At 51.8% G+C, this 10607-nt stretch carries 11 protein-coding genes; all 11 read left to right on the forward strand.

The annotated features are described in order from the left end of the window. Nucleotides 1–114: 114 nt before the first annotated feature. Entirely contained in the window at nucleotides 115–681 is a 567-nt protein-coding gene (locus AC5OW4_RS03780) for a hypothetical protein (RefSeq protein ID WP_072683450.1), read from the forward strand. A gap of 177 nt (nucleotides 682–858) precedes the next feature. Continuing rightward, a complete protein-coding gene (locus tag AC5OW4_RS03785; RefSeq protein WP_195397307.1) occupies nucleotides 859–1230 on the forward strand; it encodes a desulfoferrodoxin family protein in 372 nt (123 codons plus the stop codon). Nucleotides 1231–1405: 175 nt separating this feature from the next. Further along, on the forward strand, nucleotides 1406–3601 hold the full coding sequence (gene pnp, locus AC5OW4_RS03790) for a polyribonucleotide nucleotidyltransferase (protein WP_493676682.1): 2196 nt from the start codon (nucleotides 1406–1408) through the stop codon (nucleotides 3599–3601). Between the two features lie 54 nt (nucleotides 3602–3655). Continuing rightward, nucleotides 3656–4297, forward strand: coding sequence for a tRNA (guanosine(46)-N7)-methyltransferase TrmB (gene trmB, locus AC5OW4_RS03795; RefSeq protein WP_072683447.1), 642 nt, complete (start codon nucleotides 3656–3658; stop codon nucleotides 4295–4297). A 48-nt stretch (nucleotides 4298–4345) separates the two neighbouring features. Further along, complete coding sequence (locus tag AC5OW4_RS03800) at nucleotides 4346–5107, forward strand: hypothetical protein (protein ID WP_072683446.1); 762 nt, start codon at nucleotides 4346–4348, stop codon at nucleotides 5105–5107. Between the two features lie 50 nt (nucleotides 5108–5157). Continuing rightward, complete coding sequence (locus AC5OW4_RS03805) at nucleotides 5158–5808, forward strand: hypothetical protein (RefSeq protein ID WP_295769803.1); 651 nt, start codon at nucleotides 5158–5160, stop codon at nucleotides 5806–5808. Nucleotides 5809–5821: 13 nt separating this feature from the next. Continuing rightward, the gene (gene murC, locus AC5OW4_RS03810) at nucleotides 5822–7129 is read left to right on the forward strand and encodes a UDP-N-acetylmuramate--L-alanine ligase (RefSeq protein WP_295769800.1); all 1308 of its coding nucleotides are present in this window, start codon (nucleotides 5822–5824) and stop codon (nucleotides 7127–7129) included. 331 nt (nucleotides 7130–7460) lie between these two features. After that, nucleotides 7461–8978: an oleate hydratase gene (locus AC5OW4_RS03815; RefSeq protein WP_493676683.1), complete on the forward strand. Its 1518-nt coding sequence runs from the start codon at nucleotides 7461–7463 to the stop codon at nucleotides 8976–8978. Nucleotides 8979–9277: 299 nt separating this feature from the next. After that, nucleotides 9278–9706, forward strand: a complete 429-nt coding sequence (locus tag AC5OW4_RS03820) for a hypothetical protein (protein WP_072683441.1) — start codon at nucleotides 9278–9280, stop codon at nucleotides 9704–9706. Next, nucleotides 9699–10394, forward strand: coding sequence for a hypothetical protein (locus AC5OW4_RS03825; RefSeq protein ID WP_072683440.1), 696 nt, complete (start codon nucleotides 9699–9701; stop codon nucleotides 10392–10394). The genes AC5OW4_RS03820 and AC5OW4_RS03825 overlap by 8 nt, the downstream gene beginning before the upstream one ends. After that, nucleotides 10372–10607, forward strand: a 236-nt coding sequence (locus tag AC5OW4_RS03830) for a LacI family DNA-binding transcriptional regulator (RefSeq protein WP_493676684.1), incomplete at its 3' end; no start/stop codon positions are given. The genes AC5OW4_RS03825 and AC5OW4_RS03830, both read left to right, overlap by 23 nt.

Genomic DNA, 10607 nt, shown 5'->3' on the forward strand with positions numbered 1-10607 from the left:
AAATTGACAAATAATGTGAAATGTTTATCAAATTAACTGGAAAAGCGGTTGAAAAGGACTATAATGAAGACAGAAAGAGATCTTCTGACAGAAGGTCGCAAAGGAGGAAGTTCGATGAAACAGGTCATGTACGGCATTAAAATCGTGGATGTCAACGATTTTGGCGGTTGGATTGGCTATGAGCCTGTCAAGCAGGAGCTGGCAGACGTCCTGAATCATCATCTGTATCTGTTTTTCCAGAATGAGTATCATATCCGTCAGTTTGCGGAAGGGAGAAAGTTTGTCATCAACGTCAACGACGAGGACTTTCAAAAAGTCATCGGCAATGCCAGAATCTTGAAAGCGGTCGTTGAGATCGGCACTCCGTTAAGCATGAACGGCTACGCAGTCAGCGCCCCGGCATACGCCCGCAACGTCGTCAAACCGCTGAGCCGGCTGACGCATTTTATCCCGGAAGAGAAGATTTATACGTTTGCGGATGAGGAATACAAGACGCAGAAGACCGACTTCAATTACATTGCCGATCTGATGCGCCGGACTTCGATCGAACAGGTCAATCAGCTGATCGGCGGCATTTCTTTCGTCAATCAGAATCTGCTTTATCATTACCCGCATTATTTCATTCTGGGCGACGATCAGATTCAGATTCAGGACGATAATTACCAGATCGCTGGCGCATAAGGAAAACCGCGGACTTTCCCTTTGGGGAAGGTCCTTTTTTTACTTGACAGCGGGGAAGATTCAAGCTGGCGATGAAACCTGCTTTTGTTCGGATCCGAAAGATCGCGGGCATATTCGTTGCACGTCTGAGCCTTTCTTAGTACAATGAACTCATCAAGTCAAAAGGAGGACTGTTGAATGAAAATTTTACGATGCAACCACTGCGGAAATATGACCTATGTTCTGCACGATTCATATGTACCGATGATCTGCTGCGGCGAGGAAATGCACGAGCTGATCGCCAACACCACGGAAGCGGCGCTGGAGAAACATCTGCCGGCGGTCACTGTGAACGGAGGCAAGATCGAAGTCGTTGTCGGCAGCGTTGAGCATCCGATGACCGATGCGCATTATATCGAATGGATTTTGCTGGAAACGGACAAAGGCGTACAGATCCGCCATCTGACCCCGTCCGATGCACCGAAGGCTGTCTTTGAGATCGGTGAAGGCAAGCCGCTGGCGGTTTACGAATACTGCAACCTGCACGGTCTGTGGAAGACTGAACTTTAAAAATAACGCAGGAATCGCTCCCCGCAAGGGGGGCTTTTTCTTTGTTTTGGCGTCAGCCATATTTCCCCGGTTGGGAAAACCTCAAAAAATGGCGGTATTTTGTCTTAAACTATTCTATGATTTACGCAAAAACTGTGATAAAATTGTAAAGGTTAACATTTAATGAGGTGAACAAATGGCGAAAGAGGTATTTACATTCGACTTCTGCGGCCGCAATCTGACGATTGAAACCGGAGAAATCGCAAAACAGGCAGGTGGAGCTGTCGTAGTCCGTTACCAAGATACAGTAGTGTTGTCAACCGCTACTGCCAACCATACTCCGAAAGATTCAGACTTCTTCCCGCTGACGGTCAGCTTTGAAGAAAAGCTGTATTCCGTCGGCAAGATTCCAGGCGGCTTTTTACGCCGCGAGGGCCGGCCGAGCGAACATGCGACGCTGACCGCCCGGATGATCGACCGTCCGATCCGTCCGCTGTTTGCGGAAGGCTTCCGCAACGAAGTGCAGGTCGTCAACACGGTGTTGTCCGTCGACCAGGACTGCTCGGCGGAAATGGCCGCGATGTTCGGCGCTTCCTGTGCGCTGTGCATTTCCGACATTCCGTTCAACGGTCCGATTGCCGGGGTCATCGTCGGCCGCGTTGACGGCAAGTTTGTGATCAATCCTTCCGTGGAGGAAGCGGAAAAATCCGACATTCATCTGACGGTTGCCGGAACCAAGGACGCGATCAATATGGTCGAGGCCGGGGCGAAGGAAGTCAGCGAAGAAGAGATGATCGACGCGCTGATGTTCGGTCACGATCACATCAAGATGCTGTGCGAATTCCAGGAACAGATCATTGCAAAGTGTGCGAAACCGAAGATGGAAATCAAGCTGGACGTCGTGCCGGAAGAAATCAAGGCGGAGATCGACGAACTGGCGAAAGCACGTCTGATCGAAGCAGTTTCGATCAAGCTGAAGCTGGAACGCTATGGCAAGATCGACGAGATTACCGACGAGATGGCGGCGCTGTTTGAAGCTCGCGAATACGCAAGCGAAAAACTGAAGGATAAAACAGTCAAGCAGGTCCGCGCTTACTGCACGGAAATCGTGGCGAATGAAGTCCGGCGTTTAATTTCCGAAGAAAAGATCCGTCCGGACGGCCGTGCTGTCGACGAACTGCGTCCGTTGAATTCGCAAGTCGATCTGCTTCCGCGCGTGCATGGCTCGGCGATGTTTACCCGCGGTGAAACGCAGGTGCTCTCGGCTTGTACCTTAGGCGCGCTGGGCGACAACCAGATCATCGACGATCTGACGGAAATTGAAACCAAGCGGTTCATGCATCACTATAACTTCCCGCCGTATTCCGTCGGGGAAACGGGCCGGATGGGCTCTCCGGGACGGCGTGAAATCGGGCATGGCGCTCTGGGCGAAAGAGCGCTGTCGGCGGTCATTCCAAGCGAGGAAGAATTCCCATACACGATCCGGTTAGTCGCGGAAGTGCTGGAATCCAACGGTTCCTCCTCCCAGGCTTCGATCTGCGCCGGCACGATGGCGCTGATGTCCGCGGGCGTTCCGATCAAGGCGCCGGTCGCGGGCGTGGCGATGGGTCTGATCAAGACCAGTGACGAGCATTACACCGTATTGACGGATATTCAGGGCATGGAAGATCACTATGGCGATATGGACTTCAAGGTGGCGGGTACGCCGAAGGGGATTACCGCGCTGCAGATGGACATCAAGATCGACGGCATCAACCGCGCGATTTTGGAGGAAGCGCTGGCGCAGGCCAAAAAAGGCCGCGCTGAAATCATGGCGAACATGATGGCGGCGATCAGCGAACCGCGTCCGGAGGTCAGCCCGTACGCACCGAAGATGTACCGCATGATGATTCCGGTCGATAAGATCCGCGAAGTCATCGGCACCGGCGGCAAGATGATCAATCAGATCATCGCGGACTGCGACAATGTCAAGATTGATATTGAAGACGATGGCTCGGTTGTCATCTATCACAGCGATAAGAATGCGATCATGAAGGCCGCAGATACGATCAACCAGATTATCCGCGAGGCCAAGGTCGGGGAAATTTACGACGGCAAGGTCGTTCGGCTGGAGAAGTTCGGCGCGTTTGTCGAGCTGTTCCCGGGCACCGACGGTCTGCTTCATGTATCGAAGATTGATTACAAGCGGATTGAAAAACCGGAAGACGTGCTGAAACTGGGCGACGTCATCAAGGTCGTCGTCACCGAGATTGACGAGAAAGGCCGCGTCAACGTTTCCCATCGCGACTTGATGGAAAAGCCGGAAGGCTGGGACGAAGAACAGCGGGCGAAACGGGCTGCGCGCGATCGCCGGGATGGCGAAAAACGCGTGTTCCGGAAGCGAGAACAATAAGCTGACAGCGGGTCAAATCTGATCCGCTGTTTTATTCCAAAGGAGGATCCGACAATGAGAATGCGAAAAAAATCCTGGGCAGAACCCTTTTTAAAGGAAAATACTGATTTTGTTATCGAAAAACCGGAAGAACGGGCTGGTCAGTGGCACAAACTGCTGGACTGTTCCCGATTGCGAATTGAGATCGGCAGCGGCAAGGGCGATTATTTTACCAGAATGGCTGCGATGAACCCCGAAGAAGGCTGGATCGGGATTGAGAAAGAACATAACGTCGCCGCGGTAGCCGTAAAAAAAGCGTTGGCCCAGCCGCATGAACACATGGCGTTCATCGCTCAGGATGCCGATCAGATCAGCGCCTGGTTTGCCCCGGGCGAGGTCGACGTCATCCATCTGAACTTTTCCGATCCGTGGCCGAAAAGCGGTTATGCCAAGCGGCGGCTGTCGCACGCCCGGTTTTTAAAGCAATATGAAACCCTGCTGAATGAAAACGGCCAGGTGATCATGAAAACCGACAACCCGAAGCTGTTTGAGTTTTCCCTGACAGAATTTTCCAAAGAAAACTGGCGGCTGTGCGAGGTCAGCGTCGATTTCCGCCGTCAGCCCCATCCGGAAGACGCGATTACGGAATACGAACAAAAATTCATGGACCTGGGCCAGCCGATTTACCGCGCAGTTTGGCAGAAGAAAGCCATTTAAAAAAACAGGGAAACATGATAGAATAAACAAAACGAAGGGAGGACTCTCATGCGCAAAATCACGCTGCTTCTGTTTTGCCTGTGTTTGTGCGGCTGCAGCGCTCAGGGAGGATTGGATAGCCGGCTGCAGGCGGCCTGCATGCAAGCCAGCACGCTGACGATCAACGTCCATGCGGATAACGTGAAAGATCTGTACAGTTATTATGCCGAACCGGGTGTGGGACGCCGAAGCTCGACGGCCTCCTCCAACGTCTTCGTTCTTGATAACCAGGAATTCATTATGAATCTCAACGTTGCCGAAATCGTCAACGTCAAGCTCTATGATCAATCTGAAAGTGTGATCCTGCCCCAGAGCGAGGCGTGGATAAGCGTCAGCGAAGGCGAGTTCACCGATATCCAGGGGCGAACGCAGAAATATATCGCAGGGCTGCTGCCTTCGGCGAACGGTCAGCTGCTGGTCATGGTCAAAACCCCGTATTTTACCTTTACCGGATTAAGCAATGAGACAGGCGCGCCGGCGCTGGCGAAAGAAATGATCAAGATCGCCCGTACAGCTGAAGTCGACGAGGATGCCGTACTCAAAACTTATTCCTCACGGACAAAAATTAATTACGTCAAAGAAAACCTGAATCTGTTTGAAGATGAAATTCCGGAAAACGGCCGGCTGGAGGAAATGATGCCGAACAAACCGGCGCATACCGGCGGCGATATTGATCAGAGCGGCGAAACCTTCGACGACGGCACCAGCGCCGACGATCTGCCGCTGAATGAAAACGACGACGATATTCAAACGCCGTCGGATGGCGAATAGGCAACAATATCCGCAAGGATGAATAGAATGAAAAGGCAGGATGATCCCGTATGATAAAAAAATTAATGTCGTTGATTTTTGAAGAAGAAGTCGTTGACGAGGTTGAGGAAGAACCGGTTCCGGTTCGCCGCAGCAATCCAGCCAAACCCGCGGTCAAGCCTGAGGCCAAGCCGGCGGTTCCGCTTCCGCAGGAAGTCAAGGCAGTATATCTGGATACCAGGAAAGAGAAAGAAAAAGAAAAGGAACCCGCGGTCAAAAAGGAACCTTCCAGCAAGCTGGGAAAAATGACGATTGCGGAAGACAAGCCGGTGAAGAAGAAGCCGGTCCGCGTGGAACCGAAGGAAGATTATGAATTTACGCCGGTGATCTCGCCGATTTTCGGCGTGCTCGGGGAAAAGAGCCAGCCGGCCAAGACGCCGGCGGCGAAGAAGGTCAGCCCGGTTAAAAGCTCGCTGGGAACCGTAATTTCACCGATTTACGGCATGGATAAACCGCAGGAAGATAAGGTCGAAGAGATTGCGGAGCGTCTGGATAAACCCGCGGCCGCCATCAAAGAAGAACCGCTGATCAACGTGTCGCTGGACGAGCTGCTTCAGAAACCGCAGGAAGCAGAAGCTGATCGTAAGAATGAGGAGGAAGGCTCTGACAAGACGGTTGTTTCGCAGAACCTGAGTTTGTTTGACGACGATCTGAATTCGTAGAAAGGGTGTTGTTATGGTCTTTTTTATCGGCATCAAGGGAACGGGCATGGCGGCGCTGGCCTGCATTCTCAACGATTTGGGCATGGAAGTTTCCGGCTCGGATTTGACGAAGCATTTCTTCACAGAGGATCCGTTGATCGCGCGGCGTATCCCGATCCTGCCGTTTGATCCGGCGAATATTCAGGATGGAATGACGGTGATTATCGGCAACGCCTTCAAAGAAGATTTTCCGGAGGTCGCGGCGGCGCGGTCCAATCCGACTGTGACCTGTTATCGGTATCATGAGTATTTAGGCGCTTTGATGAAAGACTATACGAGTCTGTGCGTGGCGGGCAGCCATGGCAAGACGACGACGACCGGGATGCTGGCGGCGATGATGGATGAAATTGCGCCGACCGGACATCTGATCGGCGATGGTTCCGGGGAAATTCATCCGGACAGCCAATATCTGGCGGTTGAAGCCTGCGAGTACCGGCGGCATTTTCTGGCGTATCATCCGGATTACGCGATCATTACCAATGCCGATCTGGATCACGTCGATTATTTTAAAACCGAAGCGGATTATGCCAAAGCCTATGAGGAATTCGCCTGCCAGGTAAAAAGAGGTCTGGTTCTGTTCGGCGATGATCCGAAGGTCAGAGCGCTGCGGATTGATCCGGCGGTGACGCATTATTATTACGGCGTTGAAGACGGCAACGATTTTCAGGCGGTCAATATCGTGGAAACCAGCGAGGACATGCATTTTGACGTGCTGTTTCAAGGCCAGCTGCAGGGACATTTCGATCTGCCGTTTGTCGGCCGGCATCTGTTGTGGAACAGCTTGGGCGTGATCGCGCTGGGATTGTTAGAGGGGTATACCGCTGAACAGATCGAGCCGGGCTTGGCATCGTTTAAGGGGACAAAACGCCGCTTCACGATTGAGAAGCATGGCGAGAACGTCTTTGTCGACGACTACGCCCATCATCCGACCGAGGTGTCGATTACGATTGACGCTGCCCGCAAACGTTTTCCGGGCAAACGGCTGATCGCGATCTTTAAGCCGCACCGCGTCTCCCGCGTTTTTCATTTCGCCGATGATTTCGCAGCGGCCTTGAAAAAGGCGGATGAGGTTTACCTGTGTGATTTTACGAGTATTGATGATAAGGAAGACGGCATTGATATCGACATTACCTATCTTCAGGAACGGATTCCCGGCTCTAAAATCTTAAGCGAAGATGAACAGGGCGCTGCGGAGCTGGCCAAACTGGCACCGGCGGTTTATCTGTTTATGTCCAGCAAGGACATCTACGGCTTAAGCGGGCTGGTTAAACAGAAATTGTAATAAAATTTGATAAACGAACAAATCAGGAACGCATCGCTGCGGCAATGCAATCCTGATTTTTTTTGTGCTGACTTTGTTCGGTGTGAAGGAAACGTAAAAAGAGAAGGAGAATAGCCGATTTTGAAAATAGGGAAAGAAACAGAGATGTTTTCTACAAGCCCGTTCTGTCTTTCCTGTTTTTTGACATTTGTTCGTTTTTGGCTAAAATCAGGACAGATTTTTTTGTCTGTCGGAATTTTATACAGGCCCTTGGCGGTGTCTATGGCGGCAGAGGTCAGGAAGAAGTAAGCTGAAGACGGTTAGAAAAAAACAAACAGGAGGAAGAAAGAGAATGTATTACAGCAATGGTAACTACGAAGCATTTGCACATCCGCGCAAGCCGGAAGGGGTTGACAACAAGTCCGCATATCTGGTCGGCTCGGGACTGGCGGCCTTGTCCGCGGCATGTTTCCTGGTCCGCGATGGCCAGATGAAGGGCGAGCACATCCATATTCTGGAGGAAGGCAAGCTGCCCGGCGGCGCCTGCGATGGGATCAAGGATCCGCAGAAGGGCTTCATCATCCGCGGCGGCCGGGAAATGGAAAATCACTTTGAATGTCTGTGGGATCTGTTCCGTTCCATTCCGTCCTTAGAAACCGAAGGCGTTTCCGTACTGGACGAATACTACTGGCTCAACAAGGACGACCCGAACTATTCGCTGATGCGTGCGACGATCAACCGCGGCGAAGATGCGCATACCGACGGCAAATTCGGTCTGAGCGACAAAGCGGCGATGGAGATCATGAAGCTGTTCTTCACGAAGGACGAGGATCTCTATGACAAAAAGATTACCGACGTCTTCGACGACGAATTCTTCTCCAGTAATTTCTGGCTGTACTGGCGCACGATGTTCGCGTTTGAGGACTGGCATTCAGCCCTGGAAATGAAGCTGTATATCCAGCGCTTCATCCATCACGTCGGCGGCCTGCCGGATTTCTCCGCGCTGAAATTTACGAAGTACAATCAGTACGAATCCCTGATCCTGCCGATGGTAAAATATCTGGAAGAGCATCATGTGCAGTTTGACTATGAGACGCGCGTGACCAATGTGGAATTTGAGATCACCGGGGAAAAGAAGGTGGCCCGCCGAATCGTCTGCGTCAGGGAAGGCCGGGAAATCACGATCCCGCTGACGGAAAACGATCTTGTCTTCGTGACCAACGGCAGCTGCACGGAAAATTCCAGTCTGGGCGACAATGACCACGCACCGCAGTTCAACACTGAAAACGGCGGCTGCTGGCAGCTGTGGCGCAACATCGCGGCGCAGGATCCGGCGTTTGGACATCCGGATAAATTCTGCACGCAGACCGATAAGACCTATTGGGAATCTGCGACCGTCACCACGCTGGACGACCGCATCCCGCCGTATATCCAGAAGATCTGCAAGCGTGATCCGTTCAGCGGCAAGGTCGTCACCGGCGGTATCATCACCGTCAAGGATTCCAACTGGCTGATGAGCTACACGCTGAACCGCCAGCCGCATTTCAAGGATCAGCCGAAGGACCAGCTGGTCGTCTGGGTTTACGGCCTGTTCGGCGATGTTCCGGGCAACTACGTGAAGAAGCCGATGCGCGAGTGCACCGGTACGGAAATCACGGAGGAATGGCTGTATCATCTGGGCGTGCCGGAGGTCTTCAACTCGGTGTACGATGTCCGCGTTCTGATGGATTCGACCTATAAGATGCTGGATGGCCGCAAGCTGGAAGACATCAAGGTGCCGTGGCTGGTTCACTGGCTTGAAAAGAAAGGTCTGAAAAAAATCCAGGGCACGGTGATCGAAGAACTGCTGGAAGAATATCATCTGATTTAAATCAATCCGAAACAGCATACAAGATCCTGATTCCAGCGAGTCGGGATCTTTATTATATTGGCTGTTGAGCATGCTTTGACGAAGTTCAAAAAGGGAACGAAACAGGGTAGAAAACAAATCCGTGCAAAAGTTTCGCCGAATCTTCACATTCCGGATATCTGTCGAAACGTGAGAAAAGCCCGTCATTTCCATCTTTTATCAGCTTCAATACAATTTTCTGAACAATCGCAAGGTTAAGCGCTATCAAATTTATTGAAAATCTTTTCATAATTGAGTATAATACACTTGAGGTGATTTTGATGGACGAACTATTGGCGGCCATGTATAAAGTTTCAGTACAGCTGGTCCCGATTCTGGGGGTCGCTGTACTTTGTTTTCTTATTTATTTATTGCGCCATTGCGTCACATTTATTAAGGAATTAACGGTCATGGTTCAGAAGGCGGGTTCCGCGATGGAGGGGGTAGATAAAAGCATTGACAAGCTTCAGGCGCCCTTGGACACAGTGGTCCGGCTATCTTCAACGATTGACCAGGTTCAGGAAAGTGCTGTGGGAGCTGTCAAAAATATGGCTGGTTTTATGGCCGGGAATCTCGACAGCGCCAGGGAGGCGGCCGCCGCGCGCTCAGCGAAGAAGAAACCGGCGCCGCAGCCGGAACCCGCGGCAGTAGTCCCGACGGAAAGCGACGAACCTAAAACTCAGAGTGAAGGAGGAACAGAACATGAGTGACGAAAACAAACGAGTGGACGAAGAAGTGGAAAAAACGGTAGAGGATCTGAAAAAACAGATCGAAGAAATCAACCGTGAGGCGGAAGACGCCGGCAGTCAGCAGTCGTCGGAAGTCAAGGAAAAGATCCAGGCAGCGGCGAAGAAAGCCATCGAAATTCTGAATCAGGGTATCGATCAGCTGAAATTGTTAACGGCTCAGGTTCAGGACAGCGACACCTACCGCAAAACGATGAGCCAGGTCAAAGCCACGACCGATAAGGCCGTAGCGGAATCTCAGCGGCTGTTTAACGACATCAAGACGGATCCGAAGCTGAACAAAGCCGTTGAGGATATCAAAAAATCAGTCAGCGACGTCAGTGAAAAGGTATCCTGCTGCGTTAAGAGCGGACTGGACGAGCTGAAAAACAATGAAGATCTGATGGAAAAAGTCGATCAGATCAAAGACGGCACAGCCGCTCTGGTTGAAAAAGGACAGCGTGCTGTGAAGGACTTTACAAGCAAGCCGGAAGTGCAGCAGAATATTGAAAAAGCCAAGGATGTGACGATCGACGTCGCGGAAAAGACGGTCGACGCGCTGAAAAACTGGTTAAGACCGCAGCCGGCCGCGGAAGCTGAACCGGAAGCCAAACCGGAAAACGAAGAAGAAAAGGAGAACAGTGCAGAGCATGAAGAGAGTAACAATCTATGATGTAGCTAACGAAGCCGGCGTTTCCCTGGCCACGGTATCCCGCGTCATCAACGGGAGCAACGTCGTTAAGGGCGGAACCAAGCAAAAGGTCGAGGAAGCGATTGAAAAACTGGGCTACAAGCCGAACGCGATTGCGCAGGGGCTGGCTCTGCAGAAGACGACGACGATCGCGCTGGTGATTCCGGAGGCCAGCTTCACGTATACCGGCCAGAT

This window comes from Holdemania sp., from assembly GCF_986127675.1.

Coding starts and splice junctions, on each gene's coding strand:
- AC5OW4_RS03815 (WP_493676683.1), top strand. CDS start 7,461: ATGTATTACAGCAATGGTAACTACGAAGCATTTGCACATCCGCGCAAG.
- trmB (WP_072683447.1), top strand. CDS start 3,656: ATGAGAATGCGAAAAAAATCCTGGGCAGAACCCTTTTTAAAGGAAAAT.
- AC5OW4_RS03785 (WP_195397307.1), top strand. CDS start 859: ATGAAAATTTTACGATGCAACCACTGCGGAAATATGACCTATGTTCTG.
- murC (WP_295769800.1), top strand. CDS start 5,822: ATGGTCTTTTTTATCGGCATCAAGGGAACGGGCATGGCGGCGCTGGCC.
- AC5OW4_RS03820 (WP_072683441.1), top strand. CDS start 9,278: ATGGACGAACTATTGGCGGCCATGTATAAAGTTTCAGTACAGCTGGTC.
- AC5OW4_RS03800 (WP_072683446.1), top strand. CDS start 4,346: ATGCGCAAAATCACGCTGCTTCTGTTTTGCCTGTGTTTGTGCGGCTGC.
- pnp (WP_493676682.1), top strand. CDS start 1,406: ATGGCGAAAGAGGTATTTACATTCGACTTCTGCGGCCGCAATCTGACG.
- AC5OW4_RS03780 (WP_072683450.1), top strand. CDS start 115: ATGAAACAGGTCATGTACGGCATTAAAATCGTGGATGTCAACGATTTT.
- AC5OW4_RS03805 (WP_295769803.1), top strand. CDS start 5,158: ATGATAAAAAAATTAATGTCGTTGATTTTTGAAGAAGAAGTCGTTGAC.
- AC5OW4_RS03825 (WP_072683440.1), top strand. CDS start 9,699: ATGAGTGACGAAAACAAACGAGTGGACGAAGAAGTGGAAAAAACGGTA.